The sequence below is a fragment of the Methylocystis sp. genome (assembly GCF_046349115.1).
Taxonomy (GTDB): Bacteria; Pseudomonadota; Alphaproteobacteria; order Rhizobiales; family Beijerinckiaceae; genus Methylocystis.
In genome coordinates this window covers 797580-823062 of the sequence record NZ_JAXMCX010000001.1, presented here as the reverse complement: position 1 = coordinate 823062, position 25483 = coordinate 797580, and the positions used below count along the sequence as shown (strand labels likewise).

Genomic DNA, 25483 nt, shown 5'->3' with positions numbered 1-25483 from the left:
CTCGCCAAACCTGCGCGCTGATCCTCATCCGGCGCGCCGTTCGATCTCTTCCATATCGTCGTCGGTCAGACCGAAATGATGGCCGATCTCATGCACGAGCACATGGGTGACGATCGCTTCGAGCGTATCTTCGCCGTCGGCCCAATAGTCGAGGATCGGCCTTCGATAGAGCCAGATCATGTTCGGCTGTTCGCCGGTCTCGGAAAGATGCGCGCCCTGCGTCAGGCCGCGCCCGCGAAAAAGACCCAGAAGATCGAACTCGCTCTCGCATTGCATGTCGTCGAGCGTTTCGTCGTCGGGAAAATCCTCGACGCGGATGACGAGGCCTTGGCAGAGCCGCGTGAAGCGGCTCGGCAAAGCGGCATAGGCCGCGTCGGCGAGCGCTTCGATATCGGCCAGCGTCGGCGGTTTTAAACGGCTCCATTCCTGTCGAGTCATCGTCACATCACAACGCGCGCGAAGCCGGGCGGCTTCGCCGGAACATTCGGCGCGATCCAATGTTCAAGCAAGGATGATTGTGAGAGGAGATCGTCATGAGCAGATTGTTGATCGCAGCGCTCGCGCTTGGCGTCGCCGGCTTCGTGAGCTCCGCCATTTCCGCGCCCGCCGCCGCGCGCGCCGCGCTTGGCGCCGATGGCGTCATGCAGACCGCGGACGACCGCGAGCAGGGTCAGTCTCTGGAGCGACAGGGCGACTGGTGGGGTCGCGGCGGTCCTTCCTGGCGCGACCCGCGTCCGTGGAGCGAGGACGAGTGGCGCCGCAACCCGGATTGGGACGAAGAAGGACCCGGCCCGGACGGCGACTGATTTCGTTTGCGCCAGGGCCGCCAGCCTATCGCCAGTTGCGCACGTCGACGAAACGGCCGGCGATCGCCGCCGCCGCCGCCATCGCCGGCGACACCAGATGCGTGCGGCCCTTGAAGCCCTGACGCCCTTCGAAATTGCGGTTCGAAGTCGAGGCGCAGCGCTCGCCCGGCGCCAAACGGTCGGGGTTCATCGCCAGGCACATTGAGCAGCCGGGCTCCCGCCATTCGAAGCCGGCGGCGGTGAAAATTCTGTCGAGGCCTTCGGCTTCGGCCTGCGCCTTCACAAGACCGGAACCGGGCACTACCATCGCATTGACGCGCTCGGCGACCTTTTTTCCTTCCACCATCTTCGCCGCGGCGCGCAGATCCTCGATGCGGCCATTGGTGCAGGAGCCGATGAAGACGCGATCAATCTCGATGTCAGTCATCCGCTCGCCGCCCTTGAGGCCCATGTATTCCAGCGCGCGTTCGATCGCCGCGCGCTTTTGCGGCGTCTTTGCGCTCTCCGGCTTCGGCACGAAACCGTCCACTGTCGCCACGTCTTCCGGCGAGGTGCCCCAGGTCACGATCGGCGGCAGTCTGCTCGCGTCGAGGCGGATGATCTTGTCGAAATGCGCGCCCTCATCCGAGTAGAGCGTCTCCCAATAGGCGCGCGCCATGTCGAAGGTGTCGCCCTGCGGGCCCTTCGGACGGTCCTTGAGATAAGCGAAGGTCTTCTCGTCGGGCGCAACGAGGCCGGCGCGGGCGCCGCCTTCGATCGACATGTTGCAGACGGTCATGCGGCCTTCCATCGACAGGTCGCGGATCGCCTCGCCGGCATATTCGATCACATGTCCGGTGCCGCCCGCCGTGCCGATCTCGCCGATGATCGCGAGGATGATGTCCTTCGCCGTGGCGCCGTCGGCGAGCTTGCCGTCGACCTGCACCAGCATATTGGCGGCTTTCTTCTGGATCAGCGTCTGGGTCGCCAGCACATGTTCGACTTCCGACGTGCCGATGCCATGCGCCAGCGCGCCAAAGGCGCCATGCGTGGACGTGTGGCTGTCGCCGCAGACGATGGTCATGCCGGGCAGCGTGAAGCCCTGCTCCGGCCCGATAATATGCACCACGCCCTGACGCTTGTCGTGCTCGTTGAAATATTCGACGCCGAATTCCTTGGCGTTGATCGCGAGCTGATCGACCTGCGCCTTGCTCTCCGGGTCTTCGATCGGCAGCGAGCGATCGGTCGTGGGCACATTATGGTCGACGACGGCGAGCGTGCGTTCCGGCGCGCGCACCGAGCGGCCCGCCATGCGCAGGCCCTCGAACGCCTGCGGGCTCGTCACCTCATGAATGAGATGGCGATCGATATAGAGCAGGCAGGCGCCGTCATCCTGGCGGTCGACGACATGGTCGTCCCAGATTTTGTCATAGAGCGTGCGGGGCGCGGCCTTCGATGCCATAGACTGTCGCTTCCTTACGTCCCTACCTCCCCTCAAGCGGGAGACGAGACGCATTGCTATTGAATTGAGGGTCTTCTACCCGTTACGCAAGCGCCATGGAAGACCGCCCCTTTCCGAGGCCGTGGTGAGCCTCCCTTCTCCGGAACTGCCTGCGCAGCTTGCGGCGGCCGTCGAGGCGCGACTCTCGGGCCGCCCGCAGGCGATGCTGCGCGAAAGGGCGCGACGGCTGTCTGACGGCTATCGGGCGCGCCAGCCGACGCTCGAGACGATCCGCGACGAGTCCGACGCTTTGGCCTATGCGGCGACGCGCATGCCGGCGACCTATGCCGCGATCGTCACCGCGCTCGGGCGGCTCAAGGAGGAATGCCCCGAATTCGCGCCCCAGAGGATGCTCGACGCCGGCTGCGGCCTTGGCGCGGCCGCCTGCGCCGCGGCGACGGCGTGGCCGGGGATCGCCGAGATCGCGCTCCTCGACCGCAGCGCGCTGTTCCTGCGCCTCGCCGCCGGGCTGATGCGGGACGGCGGACCGGCCGCCGCGATCGAGACGATTCTCGCCGATCTCGCCGCGCCGCGAGCGACCGACGCCGCCCCCTTTGACCTCGTCGTCGCCGGCTATGCGCTCACCGAGATCGCCGAATCCGAACTGCCAGCCGTCGCCGATCGGCTTTGGGCGCAAACCGGCGGCGCGCTGGTCATCGTCGAGCCGGGGACGCCGCGCGACCATGCCCGGCTGATGGGGGTGCGGAGCCGGCTTCTGGCGCTCGGCGCGCATATCATCGCGCCCTGTCCGCATCAGGCGCCCTGCCCCTTGCCGGCGCCCGACTGGTGCCATTTCTCGGTCCGGCTGGCCCGGCGGCGCGCCCACCGGCAGGTCAAGGGCGCCGACGCCCCCTTCGAGGACGAAAAATTCGCCTATCTCGCCGTTGGACGGTTTCGAGCGGCCTCTCCCCCTTCGGCGCGCATCATCGGTCCGCGGCGCGCCAATAAAACGGGAGTTTCTTTAACGCTCTGCGCTGATAAAGCATTCCGCGAGACATTCATTCCCAAGCGCGACAAGCCGCGCTACGAAAAGATTCGAAGAAAGGATTGGGGCGATCCGCTGCGCGCCCCGGCGGAGGAAATTTGATGAAACAGCCACGTCCGAGGGTCGCGCCCTATTTGACCGTCAGCCCCGCCGCGGCAGCGATCGCCTTTTATACCGGCGCGTTCGACGCCAAGCAGCGCGCCCTGATGCCGTCCGTCGACGGGCTGCGCATCGCCCATTGCGAATTGCTGATCAACGGCGGCTCGGTGATGCTCGCCGACGTTTTTCCGGAATTCGGCCAGACCCGCGTGCCAATGCTGGGCGAACACGCCACCGTCTCCGTCAGCCTCGAATATGACAAGGCGCAGGAGGTCGACGACGTCTGTTCCCGCGCCACCAAGCTTGGCGGCAAGATCGAGACGGCGCCGACCAATTCCTTCTGGGGGACGCGCTACGCTTCGCTGCGCGACCCCTTTGGACATCGCTGGATCCTCAACGCGCCGTTAGAGAGCTAGCGGGCGGAGTCGAACTCGCGACGTTCTGATCCAACGGCTCCACCTTGATTGTCGCGGTCCCGCGGTTGTTCGCGGTAAAAAGTTTCGCGACAATGGGCAGCATCGGCGCGGCGTCATTCACATAAACGAAAAGTTCGCCGGTCTGCTGGGGCTTAATTTCCTGCGAAATGGAAAGAGCCGACTGAGGCGTCGGGGAACAGGCTTGCAGCCGCTTCGCAGAAGCGTCTGAGAGTCGAGCGTCAAAATAGAATGCGGGCTTTTCATATTCGACATCGTTGACGCATTTACTGTAGCTGTTGGGCACTTGCGTGCCCGCCAATAGGGGATACTCCTCGCCGCCCCAATCGCCCACGCGGATAATGGGCGTGAACCAGTTTAAGTCTGGCCAGCGCTTGAAAGGCGCAGACAATTTATAGGTCAGTGAACGCGAATCGGGAAAACCGATCACGTCGGTACGAGACTCTTGATCGAACCAATCTCCGTTTGATGTAAGCGTAATGCGATAAGTTTTTCCCTGTTCGAGCTTCAGTTTCGTGGGCCAGCACATTTGGTCGACGCTGAAATCGGATGTCTGCGGCACTCCTTCAACAAGCTTGGCGTCTACAGATGCCGTACAAAAGAGATTGGTGCCGCTGAGGGCAACATAGGCGGTTCGGTTGAAGAGCATTGCGCCGCCAGCGACGAGCGCAAGCGCGAAGAGCGCCGGAACAATGCTCTTAGTCAACACCGGATAGCCGTCACGAAATAGCGGGTATGTCCTCAAAACGCGCGCAGCGCGCTGAGCGGGCGTTGCTTCGAAGTCCAGGACATTTTTTTGGGCGTCTTCCAATATGCGCGGCACGAAGAACAGCGCGAAGACGAAGGCTATGCCGCTTGCGCCAAACAGTGCGTTCCCGATCCACGTCGGTGCGCCCCCCCAAACGGCCAGGAAGCCAACAAGAAGCGGCACGAAAATCCAAATCGCCGCACGCACTATGACGGCGCGTTTCGCGTCCGTTCTCGAACCAGCATACGCCTTTCGAAATTCTTCGTTCCACCCCGCGCGGGCAAGGTCGTGGATGCGCAATTGCAGCGCGGAACTCAAGCGAAGACAGATGACGATCGACGCCAAGACAAGGAACGCTTCGACATGATGCTCGTTGAGCCGCTCAACCCAGGGATTGAACCCGCTCGGAATCAGTCCGCCGGCGACATCGGCTCCTTGCCGTATGACGCCACGGGCCGCTGCGTCCTCAGCGTGATTCAAATATTCCCAAAGGTCGTTGACGTATGGAATTCCTTTCAGAGCGTAGTCGACCCCTTTTGTGAACGTCCCACCGATCCATCGAAAGGCCGCAAGATAAAATGTCAGCGCAAGCGTCAACACATAGAGGACGCGACGCCAGAAGATCGTGTCGAGGACGAGTTCGACTGATTTTTGTCTGTCGGCGCTTCGCGGCAACTGCTTGATGGTTGCGATCAGCGTCGCCTTTTCCGCGGCGGTCTTTTCCGGTTCGGCCACGAGGCTGGGAACGCTGGCGGGCGAGCATTTGGTGGCGTCAAGCGCCGGCATATCCTCGTCATAATCTCCCGGCAAAAGTTCGCCGTCTGGCGCGAGCACCCAGAACTTTCCAGGCAGGGGCACCGACGTATAATCGTCAGTCCCCCGCACCATCCGCGTAATCACGCTGCCGTGTATGATGGGCAGGATATCATTGCCCTGACTGTCTTTCTGCAACCTGATCTGGCGCGGACCATAGCGGTAATAGGCGCCAAGCCCCTGCCGTGAATCATAGAGTCGCGCAAACGGCGATTTGGCGTCCGCATATTGGCGAATGACGCCCTGATCGAGAACGAGGCCATGCTTCTCTGCTTCGCTCAAAATCCATTCGAGCGATACATAGGAAAGCTGATCCTCGGGATAACCGCCCCCGACATTGGAATGCACGCCGGAGAACCAGACCTGCGTAATCCGTCCGGGGCGAACCGGCGGCTGGTTCAGCTCCTCCCTCCTTTTTGGATCCTCCGATACTTCCTCCCAAAGCAGCGGGTGAAAAGTCTGTCTTTCATCGTCGAGCGCGAGCGCGTGACACGCCCGATCGACGTTGGGAGAGAGCTCGAAGCTGCCGAACACAAGCGGCCAGAGGAATTTGTTGACGCCGTCCTTGAGTTCCGCCACCGGCAGGCCGTAAGCCTCGACGGTGTCCCATAGTCCGAGGAATTTGATGCGAATATTTGCGCGGCCAGCCTCTTTCGTTTGCGCCTTGACCACAGAATAGGGCTGGAAACCAAGCGCCGAGTCCTTGATCCAGAAAAACAGATCGCGAATGAAGCGTCCGACCCATGTGAGCAGACGTAACTTGGCCGGAAACGCCGTCCGGCGATAATTCCGATAGGCGGCGCGGGCGTTGCGCTCCAGCTCTTCCTCAGAGCGGTAGCAGACCAACCCCTCCGTGACGATGAAGTCGACGAGGAGCCGAATCGTGAAAGCGCCTCGGCTGAAGCCGAACCCGTAAATATCCGGCTGGGGCGCGTCCGGATTTCGCGCGACGCCGTTGGGGTTGGGATAATTTCGACAGGCGAATTTATAGAGGTCCAGCACATTGCGCTTCAGCCCGATGCCGAATGCGCCCTCGATGATCGCCCAATATTTGAATTTGGAGGTCCCGACCCCATCGTCATAGGCGCCGACTTGATCCGGCCCGGAAAGATCGAGGGCCTGATAAAGACGCCAGACATTGGTTTTCTCGGATTTGGCTGAACTATTGCCTGTTCCGTCGGAACACAGAACGATTTTCTTCGGAGTCAATGACGTCACCATAGCAATTTCTCCAATAAACAATATTTAATCTCGCGCTAAACCGCGCGTCAGGCGCCAAAAACCGGCGCTTCTGCCGCGCTAAGATACAGGAATAGGCTCGACTCGCAAGCGCGCGGCGAAGACTTCGGCGGCCATAAAAAAAGCGACGCTGACTTTCGCACAGCGTCGCCGGTTCCTTGTGTCGATACGTGGTTACGCCTTATCGCTGGCCTTCGGCTTCGTCTCGACGCGCTCGGCGATGCGGGCGGATTTGCCCCGGCGGTCGCGCAGATAATAGAGCTTGGCGCGGCGCACCTTGCCGCGGCGCACGAGCTTGACCGAGTCGATCAGCGGTCCGTGAACGGGGAACACGCGCTCGACGCCCTCGCCATAGGAAATCTTGCGGACGGTGAAGCTCTCATTGAGCCCCGAACCCTGGCGGGCGATGACCACGCCCTCATAGGCCTGAACGCGGGTGCGCTCGCCTTCCTTGACCTTGACGTTCACCACGACTGTGTCGCCCGGCCGAAATTCCGGGATTTTCTTGCCTTCGATGAGCTTGGCGGCGTGTTCCGCCTCGAGCTGCTCGATGATGTTCATCACAAAAACTCCTGCCGTTTCGTCTTGACCTTTTGGCCGACGAGCGTTTCGGGACGCTGTTCTAGTTGAGGCCCGCTCCATAGCGGAAAGGCCGCCCTTTGTCGAGCCAGCCGGCGCCGTCCGACGAATGGGCTCCGCCGAGCGCCGAACAAGACAAACGTCACAGACTTTCCAGATGATTATCTTATATAGTCGCCCCGGGGGCGCTGGCGTTTCAAGCGAAGACGGAGAGACGCGCATGACCCAGCAGGAAGAGCGGCGTAACGAAGCCCCGCAGCCAAGCGCTGCGGCGCAAGCGGCGGATGGCCGGCGGCGACTGGAAGATTTCACCGAGGCGCGGGACGAGATTTGGGATCGCCTCCAGGACGCCAATCGCGTCTGGTTGGAGCGCATGCAGCAGGAAGCGGCACTGACCGCCGAGCTTGCCTCGAAGCTGACGGCGTCGCGCTCGCTTACCGACACCGCGACCGCCTTGCAGGATTGGACAAGCAAGCGCTTTGAATTAACGACTGAGGATACGCGCCGGCTATTCGCCGATGCGCAGCAGATCGTCAGCGCCGGCGCGCGCTTCTGGTCGAGTTCCGCCCGGGTCTCCAGTCCTGAAACCACGGCGCGGTTCGCGTCATAGCGCGCCTGGAAGCGGAAGCCCTTGACGCTTCCGCAGTTCCCGCCCGACGATGTGGGCGCGGCGGAAGGCGAAGGGCGGTCGGGCGCGCCCTAATCCTTGCCGGGAGATGTCGAAAGTTTAATCGGCCCCGCTTGCGCTTGGCTCTTGGCGGCGTTTTGTGGCGGGGCCATATGTTTGGCGCCGCGCCGAAAAGGGCGGCGACGATGGAGAAACCTATGTCACCGGAAGAACGCCAACTTATCGCTGGTCTGTTCGAGCGCACGAAGAGCGCCGCCTCGACGCCGCGCGACCAGGAGGCGGAAACCTTCATCAACGAACAGGTCAAGACTCAGCCGGCCGCGCCCTATCTCCTGGCGCAGACCGTGATCGTGCAAGAACAGGCGCTGCAGGGCGCCAATGCGCGGATCGAAGAACTCGAGGCGCGCGTGCAGGAGCTCGAATCGAAGCCCGCCGGCGGCTTCCTCGGCGGCCTGTTCGGAGGATCCCGTCCGGCGCCACAGCGCCCAACCCCGCAGCAGACCCGTCCGTCTGGTCCCTGGGGCCAGCAGCCGGGCATGAATCCCGTCGCCGGCGGTTACGCCCCGCAAGGCTGGGGACAGCAGCAGCCGCCCGTCTCTGACGGCGGCGGTTTTCTGAGGGGCGCGCTCGGCACCGCCGCGGGCGTGGCAGGCGGCGTGCTGCTCGCCGACGGCATTCGCAGCCTGTTCACCCATGGCGCCGGCTATGGCGGCATAGCGAATCTCGGGATCGGCTCCGGTTTCACGCCGACCGGCGGCGACACGATCATCAACAACTACTACGGCGACCAGTCGGGAGCGACCGACGCCGGCTACGACCCCGGCTATGACGACCCCATGGGCGCGCAGAACGCCGATTACGATCCCGGCTATGACGATGGCGGCGGCTTCGACAGCGGCGGCGACGGCGGCTTCGACGTCTGACGAAACAGGGCTCCCGGCGCTCAAAACGCCGGGAGTTCTTGCATTTGGCGCCCTGTGCGCCAGCGCACCGCGACCCCCGCGCGGGCGTTTTAGGGTCCGCTCATCGCTGACCGAGCGGGAAGGCCAACACGCCGGACCGTCTCGACGGACGGGGGAAATCTGATGAACCGCACGACGAACGGCTTCGCCAAATTTGGTTTTGCGTCGCGACCGGTGCGTATCGCTCTCGCGATGAAGATCGCCTTCGCGATTCTCGCCGCCAATGTCGGCTTCGCCGCCGCCAAGGCGCTGCTCGCCAAGACGCCGGAACCGCAGCCCGTGCGCGTTATCGCCGGCCAGTCGCCGGTCGCACCCTTCATCCTCCCTATCGACTGGGCTGAGTCAAAGGCTGTCGCCCAATCGCATTCGACGGCGGACTGTCGCGGCGTGGCCGTCGGGACTGGAGAAGGCGAGAGCGGACGGATGAACAGCGTCTGCCGCAACGCGCTTTGATCGGCCAGAGAAAGTGGAAACGTCGTTTTGAGTCTGATTCAGGCCGACGAGGCGAGCCGCGCCACCTGCCGGCGCAGCTCGTCCTGCGCGCGCGCGAGATTTTCATGGGCGCGCGCATTCCAAAGCTTTCGCGTCTCGTCGCGCCTGTAGAGCTGGTCTCCGCGCGCGGCGAATGTGTCGATCATTTGGAGTCGGCCAAGGCAAAACAGCGGCTCGGGCACCCAGTCATATTCGAAGCGTAGCTGCTCGAGATTTCGCGCGAATATCGGCCATGGCGCGCCGAGCGAGGAAAGATCGAGATCGAGGAACAAATCAAGGTCGCTGGCGAAACCGGGATAGTGCTCGGTCGTCGCGCGCGCGTTGAGGTGATTGGCCGTCGCCATGATCAGCTCGTAAATCGCGGCGGATTCCATTCGATCGAAGTTGGAATGGCGCTCGAACAATTCGGCGCTCGCGCGAACATTTTCCGCGTCGGGACGCAGCAGGCCGTCGCTGGCGCGCGTGACGTATACGGCGTCGTGCCAGAAGATCGCCGCCGCGATCAGATCGGGCCGCACGGCCAGCGACTTGAAGTCGTCGAGCTTGGCCAGCAAATCGCCGATATGGCCCCAGTCGTGGTAGCCGCGCTGCGGTTCGCGGTAGGCGGCGTCGAGAGCCGCGAAGGCGTTTGGGTCATGACGCGATGCGATCAGGCCCCAATAAGTCTGTACCGAATTTGAGATCATGCGCGAGTAGCGATCCTGAGATGAAGACGTAACGCATGCGATCACACGGCGGAAAGCTGTCGCGCTCGGACGATAAGGTCACTTGCTCGAAAGATTCCACACCGACGACCAGTTAACCTGCAACCCCTGTCCCGCCAGCATCCGATATCGCTCCTCCAGGGCGACATAGAGCGCCGGCCAGGGCTCGGGGACCGACCGCGCCAGAGCCGAAGCGCGCTCGGCGGCGGCGTCGAATCGGCCCGATTCATACTCCTCGCGCATCAGATCGTGCGATTTGCGCCAGCGCACATACGAATCGGAACCGGCTATGCCGTTGTCGCCGGCGATCGCAAAAACTTCAGTCGCCTCGCTTTTTCCAAGCACCCGGACCCGCCCGAGATCGATCCAGGCGAAGTCCGGCGCCGCGTCGCGCACCGCGGTTGACGCCACGATGTCGGTCTGAAAGGCCTTGCTTGCGCCTTCGAGCCTTGACGCGAGATTCACCGTGTCGCCGAGGATCGAATAGTCGAAGCGCCGGATCGACCCCATATTGCCGACGCTGCACGGGCCGAGATGGAGGCCGAGCCCCATCGCCGCCGGCTGAATGTCATGGCCGGAGGCCGCAGCGGCCTCGACGCGCCGCTGATTGAGGCCGACGAGCGCCTCGCGCATCGCCAGCGCCGCCCGCACCGCCCTGCGGGGATGATCGTCGATGTCGAGCGGCGCGTTCCAGAAGGCAAGCACCGCGTCGCCCATATATTTGTCGACCGTCCCTTCCTCTTCGAGAATGGCGTCGGTCATCGGCGTCAAATAATCATTCATGAACTGCGTGAGTTCGCGCGCGCTCATCCCTTCCGAAATCCGCGAAAAATTGCGCAGGTCCGAAAACAGCACGGTGAGTTCGCGCGTCTCGCCGCCGAGCACCAGCCGATCAGGATGTTCCGCGAGACGGTCCACCACGGCGGGGGAGACGAATTTGCCGAAAGCCTGACGCACATGGCGACGCGCCGAGGTTTCGGCGCGCCACAGCGTGACGGCGCCGAAGAGATAGGCCCCGATGATCGCGAGACTCGGATAGGCGGGATCGAGCAGCAGGCCGTGGCGATCGAAAAGATAAAAGGCGCCTGCGAAAAGCCCGACGACGACGAGCGGCGCGGCCGCCGCCGAGACGAGCGGCGGCGCGACGTAAAGCAGGCCCATGAGCAGCAGCAATGTGAGCGCGGCGACGACGAACTCCAGACCCGGCGCCCAGTCCGGTCGCGCGAGCAGCGCGCCGGAAGCGATCGACTCGATGATCTGCGCATGGACGTCCACCCCGGGCGCGACCGGCTCCAGAGGCGTGGCGCGGATGTCGCCGAGCCCCGTCGCCAACGCGCCGACGAAGATGATCCGTCCTTCGATTTCCTCTCGCGCCACGCGACCGTCGAAAACGTCCTTCGCCGAAATGTCTCGCGCCGCGGCGCTATGTGAATAGCGCGGCCGAACCTCCGCGTTGGGCCCGGTCTCGATTTCGAAGGCGCCGACCTTGATCGCATTGACGCCGGTCTGCTTGCCGAAAGCCGTTTGCCCGCTGGCGTTTGACGAGCGGATCACGATCGCCGACTCGCCCTGCGCGACGCGCAAGGCTTCGAGCGCCAGCGACGGCATCAGAACCTCGCCGGCGCGGATGACGAGCGGCACCCGCCGCACGATCTGGTCGTGGTCCGGCAGCCAATTCGTCGCGCCGAGCCCTTGAGCCGCGTCCGCCAGCTGACGCTCCGGGCCGACCGCGCCGGCGAAGGAGACGAGAAAGGGCGCGGGATCGTCGCCGGCGGTCGCCAGCCCCGACTTCGCCGGCAGCGGCGCGACGACCGCGTCGGTCAGAGTGACGCCGAGCGTCGCCGGCGCCCGCGCGAGGGCCTGAGCGAATATCTGGTCGCCGCTTGGCGTCTTGGCGACCAGCTTCGCCACCTCGGCGCGGGCGCGGGCGTCGGGAATCGCGTCGACGAGCTGTGAAGCGCCGTAGCGATCCGCTTCCGCGAAAAGGAAATCGAAGGCGATGGACGCCGCGCCGAGGTCGCGCAGCCGGTCGACAAGCTCGGCCAGCCGCGCCCGCGGCCAAGGCCACTGCCCATAGGCCTTCAAACTTTTCTCATCGACGCCGACGACCCGCGTCGGGGCCTCGGGGTCATAGGCGCGCGGCGCGATGCGCTGGAACGTGTCGAAGACGAAATTGCGCAAATCGTCGAGCGCCCTGGGCTGAACCACGCCCCAAGGGAGAATGAGCGCCGCAGCGGCGACAAGCGCGAGAAGATAGGCGCGACGCCGCTTCAACATTCGCACCTCGCATCACGACCGCGCGGTCGCCGCCAACGCCGTTGCCGCGTTATTCGCCTCCATTCCCCCCGAAGATGGGGCCGCCGCTGCCGCCGTTGCCGCCCTCGCCTTCTCCGCCGCCATAGCCGCCCTGGCGATGACCGTGATGCCGGTGTGGCGGCGCGGGCGTCAACAGCGTCGCAGGCTGATTGTCGACATTGGCGCGGCTCTGCACCAGGGCGTTGCCGAACCATATCGGGCCAAGCGCGTCGAGCCCAGGCGAGCTGACAACGTCCGGCGGAGGGTCGTTGCCCAGCGCCAGATTCGCCTCTTCGCTCGTCGGCTGGCGCTTGACGCCGCCGCGCTGCCTTTTGCCACTCTCCAGCGCCGCGATGATTTCCGCGATCTTCTCCGGCGGCACCAGGAAAGGCGCCGAGACCGGCCCGCCGTGCGGCGCGCAAACGCCATAGCCCGCGCGAGTAAGCGTCTGCCCGCCGACGTCGATCGAACCATATTGATGAACGATCAGCGTGCCGCATGAGCCGCCGATTTGAATCAGCGCCGTTCCGCCGCGCACGCCGATCGACGCCGTCGGCGTCCGCAGCTTGGTTCCGCCCTCATGGCTGACGCCGCCGCCGACAAAGCGCATCACGCCCTTCGCCATCGACACGCCCTGCTGACCGCGCCCGCCGGAATAGACGAAATTGTCGACGGTGACGGCGCTGTTGCGTCCGACCGTCATCGTCGACGTGTCGTCAAAGACGATCTGGGCGCTGCCTTCGGGACTCGTCTCGATGCGTTCGCGCCGCTGCACGCCGAGCCCGACCGAAAGCGCGCGCTTCGAGGCGCCGGGCGGCGTGCCATGGGCGCTTTGATTCACGGCGCCCACATTGCCGACCTTTTCAGCGAGCGCAGGGCAAGCGAGGAGCGCCAAAACGGTCGTTGCGGCCACGGAGAGTTTTTTCATCCGTCGTCTCCGTTAGAATTTCGCCGTCGGCCCGAAGCTGACGGACAGGTTCTGCGTCTTGAAATTCTGTATGTTCGAATCATTGCGCGCGAATTCGACGTTGCCGGCGAAACCGAAAGTGGCCGAGACCGGCAAGTCGACCAGCAAGCCGCCGATCCAGACGTTGTCGCGACGCGCGGTGAACGGGTTGATCAGCAGATTGGCGGCGTCGAAGGCAAGATGCGTGAAGCGGCCATAGGGCGCGACGGTCCATCGGCGCGGGATGATCTCGAACGGCGGATCGAACTCGAACCGCAGCATCGCCTGAACGTCGACCTGATTCGAAGATTGTTGCGGATTGCCCGCCCAAGCGCGGGAATAGGCGACGCGGCTCTCGAAACGCAGATCGCTGGTCAGCCTGTATGTCCCGCTCAGATAGCCGGTAGCGACATCACCCGTCGCCAACGTCGACAAGGTCTGGTAGGGCGACGCGCCCAGAAAGTTGAACGAGCCCGGAAGGGGATTGACGCTGATCGTCCGCCATTCGGCGCCCGGCTCGAACCAAATATTGGGGTTGAGTTCAGCCCCAAAACTCACGCCGCCGCCGCCCGCGTTCAGATAATTCGTCCCGCCGAGCATGGACACCACGCCCGTCAGATAGGGCTTGATCGACAGGCTCGGATAGAGATCAGGCGCGACATGGATACGCGGCCCGATCGTGCCGGCAAAGAGCGCCACGCTGTATTGCGGCAGGCGGAACTGTTCGGTCGCGTAGCCGGTGAGCCGCGTCTCCAGCTGATCGCCGCGCGCATTCTGAAAATCATAGTCATGGGCGGCTTGCACCAACTGGAAGCTGTTGATGTCGCCCTTCCGCGCGGCGGCCGACGCCACGCCGACGCCACCAACCTGGAACAGATTGTTGGTCGGAAAGAAATTGGCGTTCGACTGCGCCCGGAGACCGGTGTGGATTCTCAGATAGAGCCGGTTGGCCTGGGTGCGCTTCTCGATGTCGGGCAGCTGCGCCTCGATCTGCGCAACCTGAACCGGATCGAGGCCGCCTTCGTCGAGCGCCTTGCGCAGATGCTGGGCCGAAAGCTGATAGGACCCGAGCCGCGCATAGAGGAAGCCAAGCTCCTTTCGGGCGCGGGACAGATTGGGGTTGAACATCAGGATGCGTTCGAGCGCGCCGATCCCCGCCTCATAGTCGCGCAGCTCGGTCGACAGCAGGACGTAACGATACGTCGCCTCATAGTCAGTTGGATTAAGTTGAATTTGGGCGGCGAGCCGCGCCTGTTCGGCGCGCTGGTCTTCCTGCGCGATCGCCGGACCCCAACACGCCAAGGCGGCGAGCAGCGCGCCAACAAGCTTCGTCGCCACTTTAGATGCGGTCATGAAAGGCAAGCCCCTGAAAGTTTGGATCAGCGGCTCCCGCAACCCGACCGCCAGCTCTGCGGAAAGCTGACTCATGTCGCCTGGAGCGGCAAGCTTTCGCGCGCCTGGCGCCTTCGCCGCAAAGCCGGGACGGCGCGACGCTCGCACCGCGAATTCCTCTATGCAGCAAAGACTTGTCAATTTATTCAACGCCCTCTGCGCCCACGGCGGGGATGAAACAAATTGTCCGGTGTTGCGCTAAAACCACAGGCGGCGACGGCGCGCCTAACGGCGCCGCCGCCCGCAATCGAAGAGCAGGACGACTTCACCGCCGCTCTTAGAGGACTCCTGCGCGAGCGGCGTCGGATCGATCGCCCGCCGCCGGCGCGCCGAAGGCGTGCGGCGACGCGGGCGCGCCACGGCGGGCGAACTGTCGAGAGACGCTTCCGGTGCGAGCAACCAGCGCAGCACGATCAGCAGGTCGGCGGCGCGGCGCGCCGCGCCAATCTTCACGGCGCTGCGTATGTCGGCGACGACTCGTCCTCTCGCCGCATCGAGCGAAACGGCGCGGCGGTAACGCGCCAGCATGCGCTGGTGCTTGTCGCTCGGGCTCACGCCCAAGACAAGCTCATGACTACGCAGTCCAGCCATCTCCGCGCAACGCCCAATCGGCATTAATTCGGGATTCATTTTGGTTTCTCCCAATCACTTGCTCTGCCGTGGGTCCTTCGCCTCCTACCGGCAGCATAGCGACGGTAGCGCGCCGCGCATCATCTGTTTGTGCGAGAGCGCACACGGCTCATTCCGCTTCGTTGAGCGCCTCTTGAACGCGCTTTTCCAGAATTGACGGCCGTAACAGCACGAGCCCGCCGCGGATTTTTTCGGCGAGGCCTTCGTCGATCATCGCCGAAAGTTCGCGGCTGACCTGCTCGCGCCGGCAGCCGATTCGGGCGGCGAGATCGTGCTGAAACGGCGGCGGCGAGACAATCCCCTGGTCCGGCGAGCCTTTGCGGGGCGCCGACATGCGCAATAATTCGGAATAGAGCCGATGCCTGAGATCAAGCACCGACCGCTCGAAAAGCCGCGTGTTCAGCTCGCGCACGCGCAAGGTCAGCAGACGCAACAGCCTCTCGCATATTTCGGGCTCGCCGAACACGATTTCCTTAAAGACGATCGGCGGCACCAGCAAAAGTTCGGCGTTCGTCAGCGCCGTTACGTTCGCGGAGCGCTTCGCCCCGTCGATCGCCGCCATTTCGCCGAAGAATTTCCCCGGTCCGAAGTCGCCAAAGATCATTTCCTTGCCGGCGGCGGTCCGAATGAGCACCCGAACGTCGCCGCTGACGATGAAATAGACGTCGGTCGAAGGATCGTCGAAGTCGAGGACCAGTTCATGCTCGGCGTAACGCCGGCGCACGCATTGCCGCGCCAGCTGTTCCCCGCGAGCGGGATCTAAACCAAGGAAAAAGGGGATCCCGTCGAAGAGGGACACATCGCGCTCCCGGATTGGAAATTGCGCCGATATTGCCGCGAAACGTCGATGTCGTCGAGGCGCAATCTACTGGCGCGCGCCGGCGGTTCGGGCGATGATCGACCATGCAGGCGTTCCGGCTCGCGACGTTCAATCTTGAAAATCTCGACTGGTCGGCGGCCAAGCCGGACGCTTTCGCGCGCCGAACCGGCGCGCTGCGCCCTCTGCTGGAGGCGCTCGACGCCGATATATTGTGCCTGCAGGAAATCCACGCGCAGCGCGAGCATAAGCGCGGCGCACGGCAATATATCGCGCTCGACCAATTGCTGGCGACCACGCGTTACGCGGCCTTTCATCGGGCGACGACCGTGCGGCCCGGCGCCGACGTCCCCGCCGACGTGCATAATCTCGCAATCCTGTCGCGATGGCCGATGGGCGCGCGCCGCCAGATCCATCACGATATCGTCGCCCGATGGGACTGGCCGCCGCCGCGCGAGGCGGACGGCTCACAGCCCGAGCCGGTGGAGATCGTCTGGGACAGGCCGCTGCTCTATGCTTTGGTCGAGCTTCCCAACGGCCGTGCGCTTCATGTCGTCAATCTGCATCTGCGCGCGCCCCGCGCCATTCCAGTGGCGACGGCGCGCGGGCTGGGGTCGAGCGGCGCGCAGATCGAAGGCCAGTTCGTGGCGGCGCTCAAACGCGAGGGCCAGGCGCTCGAAGCCCGGCTGTTCGCCGAGACGCTGTTCGACGCCGAGCCCGACGCGCTCATCGCAGTCGCCGGCGATTTCAACGCCGACGCCCATGATGCGCCGACGCGACTCCTTCGCGGCGGGCAAGATGAAGCCGCGCGAGGGCCGCGCATTCTTGTCCCGCTGGAGGAGCGCGTCGAGCCGTCGCGGCGCTTCACCGTCATCCATGCGGGCCGGCCGACGCTGATCGACCACCTCCTCGCCTCGCCCGCGCTCGCCGCCGCCTGGCGCGAAACCACGATCCTGAACGAGGGGCTTCAGGACGAAGTCTATGCGCCCGACCCGATCGACGCGTCGCTTCACGCGCCGGTGGTCGCCGAATTTGAGCTGGTCTGAACATAAATCGAGCCGCAATGGTTTGGGCTCGAACCTTCCTGACGATTCAACTAGGGCGTGCGCTTGCGTCTTGCGCGGCGCCTTTCTTGAATAGCCCCGCAATAGCCAGTCGGCCGCGCTTAGCGATCTCTCGTCACGCGCCTGCGATGGAACGGCGCTAACGCTTCGGCGATCGGCGGCGATCGGGTGAGCAAGGGAGCCATATGAACGACAAGCGCCTCTTCGCGCCATCGACCGCTCGCAATCGAGAAGCGATTCTCGACGTCCTTCGCAAAATTCTGCCCACGACGGGGCTGGCGCTCGAACTCGCAAGCGGCGCCGGCGAGCACGTCACATTTTTCGCGGCGGCGTTCCCCGACCTGACATTCTGTCCGTCGGACCCGAGCGCCGAAGCACGCGAGAGCATCGCGGCCTGGATCGCCGCCGCCGGCGCCGCAAATGTCTGTGCGCCGCTACCGCTCGACGTCGAAAGATTTCCCTGGCCAGTGAGCGCCGCTGACGCGATGATCTGCATCAATATGATTCACATTTCGCCTTGGAGCGCGACGGTGAGCCTGTTCGAGGGCGCGCGCTGCGCCTTGCCTGGGAACGCGCCGCTCTATCTATATGGGCCATACAGGCGGGGCGGCGCCCACACCGCGCCAAGCAACGCTGAGTTCGACGCGAGCCTTCGCGCGCGCAACGCCGACTGGGGCGTCCGTGATCTCGAAGAAGTCGCGAGGGTCGCGCGCGGGAAAGGATTTGGGGACCCTCAGGTCGTGGAAATGCCCGCCAACAATCTCAGCGTCATCTTTCGCCGCAGCTTCGAAGCGGCATGAGCGCAGCCCTCCCGGCGGCGCTCAACTGCGCCGCCGGCGTTACGCGTGAGCGTAGTCAAGCCTGAAGTGAAGCCACTTGGAGAGAAACCATGCAACGTCGTGAATTTATCGCCGTCGGATCCGCCGCCGCGGTTGCAACCGCCGCTCAAGCGTTCGCCACTCAAGCATTCGCCGAGGCCGCCGGCGGCGCCAAAATGGAGGATATGCATCCCGCTCTCTACAAGGGGCTCGAAAAGGCCACGATCGACTGCGTGTCCACCGGCAATGACTGCCTCCGGCATTGTCTTGGCATGTTCGCGATGAAGGACACGAGCATGGCGGAATGCGCCGACGCCTCAATGCAGCTAGTCGCCGCATGCAACGCGCTCGCAACGCTGGCCGCGATCAACTCTTCGCATGTTCCTGCGATGGCGAAAGTGGTCGCCACGATTTGCGAGGACTGCAAGAAGCAGTGCGACAAGTTTCCACATATCGCCGAATGCACGGCCTGCGGCAAGGCTTGCCAAGAATGCGCCAACGAATGCCGTAAGGTCTAACGGACGCCACACTGCGAAGCCGAGAACCGCGATGAAGACCAAGCGTTTCACATTCCTCGTCGCGGCCGGCGCCGCCGCATTTTTCGGGATCGGCGGCGCCTCGGCCAATTCGGCGGCGGTCAATGCGCCGGGCCTCGTCATCGCCCAGGCGGCGGAGACGGCGGGCAAGACGACCGGTCAGGGCGACGGCGTCGTCAGGGCGATCGACGCCGACGAGCGGCGGATCATGATCACCCATGGTCCGGTCTCGGGACCCTTGGAAATGTCGCCGATGACGATGGCGTTTCGCGTCGCGCCGAACGTCGATCTTTCCAGCCTGTCGAAGGGCATGAAGATCAAATTCACGATCAGTCGCGACGCAAAGGGCCTTTACGTCGTCGAAGACGTTCAGCCCGAGAAGCCTTAACGCGCGCTTTCGCTTCGGCGTTATTTGCCGACGCCGTCCATGCCGATGCGGTGCATCAGATAGCACAGGCAATCCTGCTGAACCGCGTTCCGGTCGACCGTCAGCATCGCGGGGATCGCTGAACGCGCGAGTCTGATTTCGCCGCCGGCGTAATCAAAATAATTGAGCGGCTGGGTATCGAAACCGTCGCCCGGCAGGACGTCGAGCCGCGCCTCGTCGTCGCCGAGCGCGCCGAACGAGGCGCCTGCGCCCAATTCGCTGAAGTTGAGATGGTCGATGTCCGGCCGGAAGAGAAAATCCGCGGGCGTTCCATCGAAGGAGAAGCTCGCGCCGGCCGGCGGCTTCACGATCGCGTGAGTGCGCAGCAGCTCCACGTCTTGCGCCGCCGGCGGGTGGTCGGGGAGCTCCGCGATCGAGAGGCAGGCGTCGAGCAATTCGATGGCGTGTTGGGCGCCCGCCTCCAGTCCGGACTTGCCGCATTCGACCGTGATCGCCGGGCAAAGCTCCGCGAAAGCCGCCGCGCAAGTGCCGCGCGGACGCTGAAACAGCACCACGATGCGAGAATAGAGCTGCGCCAGCGCGACATATTTCGCGTCGAGCTTGCTGATGCAGCTGTAATGCGGATTGAAGCCGGTGTTGTTGTGGATGTCGACGGCGGCGAATGCTTCGCGCTTCGCGACGTAATCGTAAATCCAGCGCGCCATATGGGCGAGCGGATCGTCAGGAAAGGCCGTGCCCGGCCATACCCGGTTGAAGTCGCGCTGACCGGGCAGCGTCCGCAGATTCTGCGCGGCGGCGTCGACATTGCCGATGAACAGGATAAGCGAACGGTTCAATCCGCGCCCAACCCGCCGGCGCAGCGCCTCCTGCACCGCGGCGAGGCCGCTGGTTTCGTTTCCGTGCAGCAGGGTCGACACGAACAGCGGCCGCGGATCGCGGCCTTTCAGGTCGAACAACGTCGGTCGAGGCAGGATGTCCTTCAGGCGTTTGGCGGGACAGTCGAGAAATCCGTCAGGCAGCCGGTCGAGCAGGGCACAAGGCGCGTCGGTCACATTACTCCTCATATTTCCCATTGATGGACCGGCGCGCCGCTCCGCTGGCGTTCGCAATAGGCCGCCATCAGGCCATAAAGATCGCCGCCGCGCGCCTCAAGCGCTTTTCGCTGCCAGGCCGCGCCGGTCTGGCGCGTTCGCACACGCGCTTCGATAATGTCGAGGAAGCCGTCTTCGGCGACGCCGAGATCGCTGAGCCCCGCCCTGGCGTCGGGAATCAGGCGTTCGAGCAGCAGTCGGTCCGCCGCGATTTCCCCCTCCCCCGGCCACTCAAGCCGCGCGTCGAGTCCGAAACGCGCCGCGGAATAGAAGTTGCGCTTGGCGTCGCTAAAAGCGAGGCCGCCGGCGCCGTCTCCGGACATGGCGAGGCTGCGGGCGAGGCCGAGATAAAGCGCCGCATTCGCCATCATGTCGATAAAGGTCGGCCCCGCCGGCAGGATGCGGTGCTCGATGCGCAGATGCGGCGCGCCGCTCTCGTCGAAGCCGATCAGCGGACGGTTCCAGCGCCAGATGACGCCATTATGCAGGCGCAGATGCCGCATCGCCTCGGGCGGATCGTCGAACGCCATCGGCAGCAGCGCATCATAATCGCGCATATTCTCCTCGAAGATTTCGATCAGCGATCGCGTCGCATAGTTCGAGCCCATGGAGACCCGGGCCGGGCCCGGCACTTTCACCGCCTGTTCGAAGAGCGGGATGCGCGTTTCTTCCCACAAGGCCTTGCCGAAGAGGAAGGGCGCGTTGCCGCAGGCCGCCAGAATCGGCCCGGAAGCCGCCACCGAGGCGTTGTAATAGAGATGCGCCAGATCGGCCGGCGTCTTGAGATGGATCTGAAACGACGTCGTCGCCGCCTCGAGCATCACGTCCTGATGGACGGAGGCGAGCCGGTCGCGGCCGGCGATATTGACATGCAGCGGCTCGCCGCCGCGCTGCCGCAGCACTTCCTGGTTCAGCGCATAATAGCGGTTGAGCGGCGACATATTGGCCAGCGTGAGATCGGAGTCGCGGATTGTCGGCAGCGTGCCGATCAGCACGAGATTGGCGTCGAGCCGATGGGCCACGTCGTTGCAAGTCGCCCAGAGCCGCGTCAGCGAGTCATGCGCTTGCGTCAGCGCGTCGCCGGAAAGGCGCAACGGCGCGCAATTGAGTTCGAGATTAAACCGCGACAGTTCCGGCACGACGAGCGGGTGATTAAGGGCCTCGAGCACGGTCTGATTGATCGACGAAGGCGCGTAATTGTGGTCGACGATCCAGGTTTCGATTTCGAACCCCACCATGTGGCCGTCGCGCGAAAATCGCTCCTCCTCATACAGTCGGCGGGCGACCCTGGTTTCCTCGGCGAGGCGGCCCAAAAAGCGCGCCTTGTCGGCCGGGGTGAAGCCAGCCGTCTTGATTTCTTCGCCCAAGTTTCCCCCTTTCGGCCTCGCGGGCGTCGGCGTTCCGCGACTGGGTCGCATGAAGCCTATATCGATCGAGAGCCGATTCGCCGCGGATCGCTCTAATGTAGGCCTTCCGACTTATCGATAAAACCAAGAGCGTGCGCGCGACAAACCGCAAGCGCTGCGATAGATTTGCGCGTCTTCGCCCGGAGCCGAACTTGTCTGACATCGCCTATGTGAATGGCGCTTACCTTCCTCTCGCCGAGGCGCGCGTGTCGATTTTGGACCGCGGCTTCCTGTTCGCGGACGGCGTCTATGAAGTCGCCGCCATCATCGAAGGACGGCTCGTCGACAATGATTCGCATCTGTCGCGGCTCGAGAATTCCCTGCGCGAACTTCGTATCGCGAACGCCCCCGCGATACAGACGATCGCCGATATCGAGACTGAACTCGTCGCAAGAAACGAAGTGAACGAAGGCCTCGTCTATCTGCAGATCACCAGAGGCGCCGCCGGCGACCGCGACTTCGGTTTTCCGCGCGGAACGGCGCCGACAATCGTCGCCTTCGCCCAGAAGAAAAACATCATCGCCTCACCCGCCGCGCAAACCGGCGTGAAAATCCTCACCGTCCCCGATTTGCGCTGGGCGCGGCGCGACATCAAGACCATCGCGCTGCTGGCCCAGGTGCTGGCGAAACAGGCGGCGCTCGACGCCGGTTGTCAGGAAGCCTGGATGGTCGATCGCCACGGCCTGGTGACGGAAGGTTCGTCCTCCACCGCCTTCATCCTCACTAAGGCGGACGTGATCGTGACCCGTCCGAACTCGCCCGCGATTCTTCCCGGCTGCACCCGCAAAGCCGTGCAGACGCTCGCGGCGCGCGAAAAACTGACCATCGAGGAGCGATGTTTCTCGGTCACCGAGGCCTATGAAGCGAAGGAGGCTTTTCTTACCAGCGCCTCCAATCTCGTGCTGCCTGTCGTCGAGATCGACGGCCGTCCGATCGGCTCTGGCGCGCCGGGCGACAAGACGCGCCTGCTTCGGACGCTCTATCTCGAATGGGCGATGAATCCTGACGCGACGGGCTAGCGCTGAATTTCCAGTTCGTCATAGTTGGAGCTTCGCGCCCCTTCAATCGCGAGCGCGATAATCAGGCTGAACAGCGCGGCGGCGAGACACCAAACGGAATACCAAGCCGGTCGATTGGCGGCGAGCGCCATAAAGAAGGTGATCAAAACCGCGACGCCGAAAATATTGATCGCTCTTCTCTCGCTGAAGATGAGCGGCGTCACCGTTAGCACGAGGTAGAGAAAATCCGCCGCGAGCGGCGGACGCTCGAACAACGGATCATAGGCGAGCGAATGCCGATAGATCGTCAGATCGATGCCGTCGGCGCCGGCGAGCTTGGCGATCAGATAAATGTCCAAAACGACGCCCACCTGGCCCATGGTGCGCCACAGACGCTTCCGCTCCGGATCGGATTCGGCATAGGCGGCGGCGAAGGGCGTGAGCACGGGCCACGCCGTGAAAGCGATCAGCGTGTAAAGATAGCGAAACGGCTGGCCGGCGATCGGATCGCCGCGGGTGAGCCAGACCGCCGCCTCGACGAATTGATGCGCTGAAAACACCACCGGAAACAGGGCGAAGAGCAACATGCGCCGGTCGTGCCGCAGCGCTTTTGAAACCATGCCGTAACCGGCCAATCCCAGGCCGAGCCCAGCGGTAATGCTTGCCTCAAGCGAATAGCACATGACGTCCAACAGCAAGTGACGTTGATCAAGAGCGGGTGACGTTAATGCTGTGAACCATTTTAACGCCAATTTTGACGACGTCGAGACCTAAGCCATGCGCGCGCCTCAGCGGCTGGACCATCGGCTCTGGAACATCTGTGCGGTAACCGAGTTCTATGACGTAAGTTCGAAAGCGGAGGTTAAAATGGGCAACCTTCTGTATTGGGCCGTCGTTTTTCTGATTGTCGCGCTCGTCGCCGCCTTTCTCGGCTTCGGCGGCGTCGCAGGCGTCGCGGTTGAAGGCGCGCGCATCTTGTTCTGGGTCGCGCTGGTTCTGCTGATCGTGTCCGTTATCGTCAGTCTCCTCCGGCGCGCCTGACTTTCCGGCCACAGACGAAGAGCCGGCTGCTCTTCATGAGCGGCCGGCGTGTCGGCGTCAGGGAATGTCGTCGAGCGAGCTTATCCAGGCGTCCGCGACCGAATCCGATGGCGCGCGCCAGTCTCCACGCGGCGACAGAGATCCTCCCGAACTGACTTTGGGGCCGTTCGGCAACGCCGACCGCTTGAACTGGCTGCCCTCAAAAAAACGCTTCACGAAGACGCCGAGCCAATGTTTGATCGTGGGCAGGTCATAGGCGACCTTGTCGTTTTCCGCGACGCCGGTCGGCCATGATCCGGCCGCCGCATGCCGCCAGGCGCGCCAGGCGAGGAAGGCGATTTTCGCCGGCGTAAATCCGTAACGCGTCGCGTAATAGAGATTGAAATCCTGCAGGGCGTAGGGTCCGACTGTCGCCTCGGTCCGCTGCGTCGTCTCGCCGGGCACAAGCTCGGGCGAAATTTCCGTCGCGAGAATATCTTCAAGCACCGGCGCCGTTTCCGCGCCGAAGCGCGCGTCGCGGGCGCACCAGCGGATGAGATGCTGGATCAGCGTTTTGGGAACTGACGCATTAACGTTGTAATGCGACATGTGATCGCCGACGCCATAGGTGCACCAGCCGAGCGCGAGTTCCGAGAGATCGCCGGTGCCGATAACGATCGCGCCATGGCGATTGGCGAGACGAAATAGAAGCGACGTGCGCGCCCCCGCCTGCACATTCTCGTAAGTCGCGTCGTAAAGCGCTTCGCCGCGCGCCGCCGGATGGTCGATGTCGGCGAGCATCTGCTTGCAGGCGGACGTCACGTCGATTTCCTGCGCCGTGACGCCAAGCGCACGCATCAGCCGCCAGGCGTTCGCCTTGGTGCGTTCGCTGGTGGCAAAGGCCGGCAGCGTGAAGCCCAGCACATTCTCGCGCGGCAGGCCGAGCGCGTCCATCGCCGTCGCCGCCACCAGCAGCGCCTGCGTCGAATCCAATCCGCCAGAGACGCCGATCACGACCTTGTTGATCTTCGCGGCGCGCAGGCGCTGTTCGAGTCCATGCGACTGTATGTTGAACGCCTCGAAACAAAGTTCGGCCAGTCGCGTTTCATCGGACGGCACGAAGGGGAAGCGTCCGACGTCGCGCAAAAAGCCGAAATCGCGGTCGCAGCTCGGGGCAAGTTCGAACGCGATTCGGCGATAATGCGTCGCGCCCTGCTCCACGTCGGCGCAGGCGCCGAAGCTGCCCTGCCGCATGCGCTCGGCAAGAAGACGGCCGATATCGATGTCGGCGAGCGTCAATTGCGGCTCATCGGAAAAGCGCGGCGCTTTGGCGAGAATGTCGCCTCTTTCACAGATCAGCGCTTCGCCGTCCCAGGCGAGATCGGTGGTGGACTCGCCCTGTCCCGCCGCCGAATAGAGATAGGCCGCAAGGCAGCGCGCCGAATGCGCCGCGCAGAGCGTCTCGCGATAGTCCGATTTGCCGACGATCGCGTTCGACGCAGAAAGATTGAGCAGCACGGTTGCGCCGGCGAGCGCAGCGCGCGCCGATGGCGGAATCGGAACCCAAACGTCCTCGCAGATTTCCATATGGACGACGAGGCCAGAGAAATCCGTCGCTTCGAGAAGCGTGTCGGCGCCAAAGGGCGCAAACTGTCCGGCGATTTCGATTTCTTCGCCGGCGACGAAGGCGCCCGAAGCGAAGTGCCGCCCCTCATAGAATTCGCGATAATTCGGCAGATAGACTTTCGGCGTCGCCGCGAGAACGCGGCCGCGCAGGATCGCGACGCCGCAATTATAGAGGCGGCCGCGATGACGCAGCGGCGCGCCGACGACGATCAGCGGATGAATGCCGCAAGACGCTTCGATAAGTTCGGCGAGCGCCGCCTCGACGGCGTCGAGCAGCGCCTCCTGATGCAGAAGATCGTCGATCGCATAGGAGGACAGTCCCAATTCGGGGAACAGAACGAGCGACGCGCCGTGCTTGTCGGCGTCCCGCGCCAGTTCGATCGTCCGCGCTGCATTGAACGCCGGATCGGCGACCCGCACCTTCGGCGTCGCAACCGCGACCCGGACGAAGCCATGCGTGTGCAGACAATAGAAGGGGTGGGTCATG

The 25483-nt window shown here is 63.8% G+C and carries 26 protein-coding genes; 12 read left to right on the top strand and 14 right to left on the bottom strand.

Annotated features, from left to right (window positions below; all coding sequences use genetic code 11):
- Positions 1-24 precede the first annotated feature (24 nt).
- Positions 25-438, bottom strand: coding sequence for a metallopeptidase family protein (locus U1E20_RS03860; protein WP_409979267.1), 414 nt, complete (start codon positions 436-438; stop codon positions 25-27).
- Between the two features lie 95 nt (positions 439-533).
- On the opposite strand from U1E20_RS03860, the gene U1E20_RS03855 reads away from it, so the two are divergent.
- A complete protein-coding gene (locus U1E20_RS03855) occupies positions 534-806 on the top strand; it encodes a hypothetical protein (RefSeq protein WP_409979266.1) in 273 nt (90 codons plus the stop codon).
- Positions 807-831: 25 nt separating this feature from the next.
- On the opposite strand, the gene leuC is transcribed toward U1E20_RS03855, so the two are convergent.
- Complete coding sequence (gene leuC / locus U1E20_RS03850) at positions 832-2247, bottom strand: 3-isopropylmalate dehydratase large subunit (protein WP_409979265.1); 1416 nt, start codon at positions 2245-2247, stop codon at positions 832-834.
- A gap of 124 nt (positions 2248-2371) precedes the next feature.
- Between leuC and U1E20_RS03845 the strand changes: the two genes are divergently transcribed.
- Together U1E20_RS03845 and U1E20_RS03840 are read left to right on the top strand one after the other, a co-directional pair.
- Entirely contained in the window at positions 2372-3373 is a 1002-nt protein-coding gene (locus U1E20_RS03845) for a small ribosomal subunit Rsm22 family protein (RefSeq protein WP_409979264.1), read from the top strand.
- Complete coding sequence (locus U1E20_RS03840) at positions 3373-3786, top strand: VOC family protein (protein WP_409979263.1); 414 nt, start codon at positions 3373-3375, stop codon at positions 3784-3786. The genes U1E20_RS03845 and U1E20_RS03840 overlap by 1 nt, the downstream gene beginning before the upstream one ends.
- Here the strand turns inward: U1E20_RS03840 and U1E20_RS03835 are convergent.
- Together U1E20_RS03835 and rplS are read right to left on the bottom strand one after the other, a co-directional pair.
- Positions 3764-6586: a DUF2235 domain-containing protein gene (locus U1E20_RS03835; RefSeq protein ID WP_409979262.1), complete on the bottom strand. Its 2823-nt coding sequence runs from the start codon at positions 6584-6586 to the stop codon at positions 3764-3766. The genes U1E20_RS03840 and U1E20_RS03835 overlap by 23 nt on opposite strands.
- Before the next feature lie 192 nt (positions 6587-6778).
- Positions 6779-7165, bottom strand: coding sequence for a 50S ribosomal protein L19 (gene rplS, locus U1E20_RS03830; protein WP_409979261.1), 387 nt, complete (start codon positions 7163-7165; stop codon positions 6779-6781).
- 238 nt (positions 7166-7403) lie between these two features.
- On the opposite strand from rplS, the gene U1E20_RS03825 reads away from it, so the two are divergent.
- The 3 genes from U1E20_RS03825 to U1E20_RS03815 all read left to right on the top strand — a co-directional run bounded on the left by U1E20_RS03825 (position 7404) and on the right by U1E20_RS03815 (position 9226).
- Complete coding sequence (locus U1E20_RS03825; protein WP_409979260.1) at positions 7404-7793, top strand: hypothetical protein; 390 nt, start codon at positions 7404-7406, stop codon at positions 7791-7793.
- A gap of 215 nt (positions 7794-8008) precedes the next feature.
- Entirely contained in the window at positions 8009-8734 is a 726-nt protein-coding gene (locus tag U1E20_RS03820) for a DUF2076 domain-containing protein (RefSeq protein WP_409979259.1), read from the top strand.
- Positions 8735-8896: 162 nt separating this feature from the next.
- Positions 8897-9226: a hypothetical protein gene (locus tag U1E20_RS03815; protein ID WP_409979258.1), complete on the top strand. Its 330-nt coding sequence runs from the start codon at positions 8897-8899 to the stop codon at positions 9224-9226.
- A 38-nt stretch (positions 9227-9264) separates the two neighbouring features.
- On the opposite strand, the gene U1E20_RS03810 is transcribed toward U1E20_RS03815, so the two are convergent.
- The 6 genes from U1E20_RS03810 to U1E20_RS03785 form a co-directional block, all read right to left on the bottom strand.
- Complete coding sequence (locus tag U1E20_RS03810; protein ID WP_409979257.1) at positions 9265-9951, bottom strand: hypothetical protein; 687 nt, start codon at positions 9949-9951, stop codon at positions 9265-9267.
- Between the two features lie 78 nt (positions 9952-10029).
- Positions 10030-12246, bottom strand: a complete 2217-nt coding sequence (locus tag U1E20_RS03805; protein WP_409979256.1) for a CHASE2 domain-containing protein — start codon at positions 12244-12246, stop codon at positions 10030-10032.
- Positions 12247-12295: 49 nt separating this feature from the next.
- Positions 12296-13192: a FecR domain-containing protein gene (locus U1E20_RS03800; RefSeq protein ID WP_409979255.1), complete on the bottom strand. Its 897-nt coding sequence runs from the start codon at positions 13190-13192 to the stop codon at positions 12296-12298.
- A 12-nt stretch (positions 13193-13204) separates the two neighbouring features.
- Complete coding sequence (locus U1E20_RS03795) at positions 13205-14563, bottom strand: tetratricopeptide repeat protein (protein WP_409979254.1); 1359 nt, start codon at positions 14561-14563, stop codon at positions 13205-13207.
- A 264-nt stretch (positions 14564-14827) separates the two neighbouring features.
- Positions 14828-15193 carry a polysaccharide deacetylase gene (locus U1E20_RS03790; protein WP_409979253.1) on the bottom strand — a complete coding sequence of 122 codons (366 nt, stop codon included), beginning with the start codon at positions 15191-15193 and terminating at the stop codon, positions 14828-14830.
- A gap of 148 nt (positions 15194-15341) precedes the next feature.
- Positions 15342-16031, bottom strand: a complete 690-nt coding sequence (locus tag U1E20_RS03785) for a Crp/Fnr family transcriptional regulator (RefSeq protein ID WP_409979252.1) — start codon at positions 16029-16031, stop codon at positions 15342-15344.
- Between the two features lie 104 nt (positions 16032-16135).
- Between U1E20_RS03785 and U1E20_RS03780 the strand changes: the two genes are divergently transcribed.
- The 4 genes from U1E20_RS03780 (at position 16136) to U1E20_RS03765 (ending at position 18855) form a co-directional block, all read left to right on the top strand.
- The gene (locus tag U1E20_RS03780; protein ID WP_409979251.1) at positions 16136-17095 is read left to right on the top strand and encodes an endonuclease/exonuclease/phosphatase family protein; all 960 of its coding nucleotides are present in this window, start codon (positions 16136-16138) and stop codon (positions 17093-17095) included.
- Positions 17096-17298: 203 nt separating this feature from the next.
- Entirely contained in the window at positions 17299-17913 is a 615-nt protein-coding gene (locus tag U1E20_RS03775; protein ID WP_409979250.1) for a DUF938 domain-containing protein, read from the top strand.
- Between the two features lie 89 nt (positions 17914-18002).
- Positions 18003-18449 carry a four-helix bundle copper-binding protein gene (locus tag U1E20_RS03770; protein WP_409979249.1) on the top strand — a complete coding sequence of 149 codons (447 nt, stop codon included), beginning with the start codon at positions 18003-18005 and terminating at the stop codon, positions 18447-18449.
- A gap of 31 nt (positions 18450-18480) precedes the next feature.
- Entirely contained in the window at positions 18481-18855 is a 375-nt protein-coding gene (locus tag U1E20_RS03765) for a copper-binding protein (protein WP_409979248.1), read from the top strand.
- A gap of 20 nt (positions 18856-18875) precedes the next feature.
- On the opposite strand, the gene U1E20_RS03760 is transcribed toward U1E20_RS03765, so the two are convergent.
- Together U1E20_RS03760 and U1E20_RS03755 are read right to left on the bottom strand one after the other, a co-directional pair.
- Positions 18876-19907 (bottom strand): M14 family metallopeptidase, encoded by a 1032-nt coding sequence (locus tag U1E20_RS03760; protein WP_409979247.1) that lies wholly within the window; start codon positions 19905-19907, stop codon positions 18876-18878.
- An 8-nt stretch (positions 19908-19915) separates the two neighbouring features.
- On the bottom strand, positions 19916-21313 hold the full coding sequence (locus U1E20_RS03755) for a hypothetical protein (protein WP_409979246.1): 1398 nt from the start codon (positions 21311-21313) through the stop codon (positions 19916-19918).
- A 191-nt stretch (positions 21314-21504) separates the two neighbouring features.
- Here U1E20_RS03755 and U1E20_RS03750 point away from each other — a divergent pair, with 191 nt between their 5' ends.
- Positions 21505-22371, top strand: a complete 867-nt coding sequence (locus U1E20_RS03750; protein ID WP_409979245.1) for a D-amino-acid transaminase — start codon at positions 21505-21507, stop codon at positions 22369-22371.
- On the opposite strand, the gene U1E20_RS03745 is transcribed toward U1E20_RS03750, so the two are convergent.
- Positions 22368-23033: a DUF6629 family protein gene (locus U1E20_RS03745; RefSeq protein ID WP_409979244.1), complete on the bottom strand. Its 666-nt coding sequence runs from the start codon at positions 23031-23033 to the stop codon at positions 22368-22370. The genes U1E20_RS03750 and U1E20_RS03745 overlap by 4 nt on opposite strands.
- 184 nt (positions 23034-23217) lie before the next feature.
- Here U1E20_RS03745 and U1E20_RS03740 point away from each other — a divergent pair, with 184 nt between their 5' ends.
- Positions 23218-23391, top strand: coding sequence for a DUF1328 domain-containing protein (locus tag U1E20_RS03740; protein WP_409979243.1), 174 nt, complete (start codon positions 23218-23220; stop codon positions 23389-23391).
- Between the two features lie 57 nt (positions 23392-23448).
- On the opposite strand, the gene U1E20_RS03735 is transcribed toward U1E20_RS03740, so the two are convergent.
- The gene (locus tag U1E20_RS03735) at positions 23449-25482 is read right to left on the bottom strand and encodes an NAD(+) synthase (protein WP_409979242.1); all 2034 of its coding nucleotides are present in this window, start codon (positions 25480-25482) and stop codon (positions 23449-23451) included.
- Position 25483: the final 1 nt, after the last annotated feature.

Bases quoted from the DNA above. Each gene is read 5' to 3' on its own strand.
- U1E20_RS03860 (WP_409979267.1), bottom strand. From the start codon at position 438: ATGACTCGACAGGAATGGAGCCGTTTAAAACCGCCGACGCTGGCCGAT.
- U1E20_RS03855 (WP_409979266.1), top strand. From the start codon at position 534: ATGAGCAGATTGTTGATCGCAGCGCTCGCGCTTGGCGTCGCCGGCTTC.
- leuC (WP_409979265.1), bottom strand. From the start codon at position 2,247: ATGGCATCGAAGGCCGCGCCCCGCACGCTCTATGACAAAATCTGGGAC.
- U1E20_RS03840 (WP_409979263.1), top strand. From the start codon at position 3,373: ATGAAACAGCCACGTCCGAGGGTCGCGCCCTATTTGACCGTCAGCCCC.
- U1E20_RS03835 (WP_409979262.1), bottom strand. From the start codon at position 6,586: ATGGTGACGTCATTGACTCCGAAGAAAATCGTTCTGTGTTCCGACGGA.
- rplS (WP_409979261.1), bottom strand. From the start codon at position 7,165: ATGAACATCATCGAGCAGCTCGAGGCGGAACACGCCGCCAAGCTCATC.
- U1E20_RS03825 (WP_409979260.1), top strand. From the start codon at position 7,404: ATGACCCAGCAGGAAGAGCGGCGTAACGAAGCCCCGCAGCCAAGCGCT.
- U1E20_RS03820 (WP_409979259.1), top strand. From the start codon at position 8,009: ATGTCACCGGAAGAACGCCAACTTATCGCTGGTCTGTTCGAGCGCACG.
- U1E20_RS03815 (WP_409979258.1), top strand. From the start codon at position 8,897: ATGAACCGCACGACGAACGGCTTCGCCAAATTTGGTTTTGCGTCGCGA.
- U1E20_RS03810 (WP_409979257.1), bottom strand. From the start codon at position 9,951: ATGATCTCAAATTCGGTACAGACTTATTGGGGCCTGATCGCATCGCGT.
- U1E20_RS03805 (WP_409979256.1), bottom strand. From the start codon at position 12,246: ATGTTGAAGCGGCGTCGCGCCTATCTTCTCGCGCTTGTCGCCGCTGCG.
- U1E20_RS03800 (WP_409979255.1), bottom strand. From the start codon at position 13,192: ATGAAAAAACTCTCCGTGGCCGCAACGACCGTTTTGGCGCTCCTCGCT.
- U1E20_RS03795 (WP_409979254.1), bottom strand. From the start codon at position 14,563: ATGACCGCATCTAAAGTGGCGACGAAGCTTGTTGGCGCGCTGCTCGCC.
- U1E20_RS03790 (WP_409979253.1), bottom strand. From the start codon at position 15,193: ATGGCTGGACTGCGTAGTCATGAGCTTGTCTTGGGCGTGAGCCCGAGC.
- U1E20_RS03780 (WP_409979251.1), top strand. From the start codon at position 16,136: ATGCAGGCGTTCCGGCTCGCGACGTTCAATCTTGAAAATCTCGACTGG.
- U1E20_RS03775 (WP_409979250.1), top strand. From the start codon at position 17,299: ATGAACGACAAGCGCCTCTTCGCGCCATCGACCGCTCGCAATCGAGAA.
- U1E20_RS03770 (WP_409979249.1), top strand. From the start codon at position 18,003: ATGCAACGTCGTGAATTTATCGCCGTCGGATCCGCCGCCGCGGTTGCA.
- U1E20_RS03765 (WP_409979248.1), top strand. From the start codon at position 18,481: ATGAAGACCAAGCGTTTCACATTCCTCGTCGCGGCCGGCGCCGCCGCA.
- U1E20_RS03745 (WP_409979244.1), bottom strand. From the start codon at position 23,033: ATGTGCTATTCGCTTGAGGCAAGCATTACCGCTGGGCTCGGCCTGGGA.
- U1E20_RS03740 (WP_409979243.1), top strand. From the start codon at position 23,218: ATGGGCAACCTTCTGTATTGGGCCGTCGTTTTTCTGATTGTCGCGCTC.
- U1E20_RS03735 (WP_409979242.1), bottom strand. From the start codon at position 25,482: ATGACCCACCCCTTCTATTGTCTGCACACGCATGGCTTCGTCCGGGTC.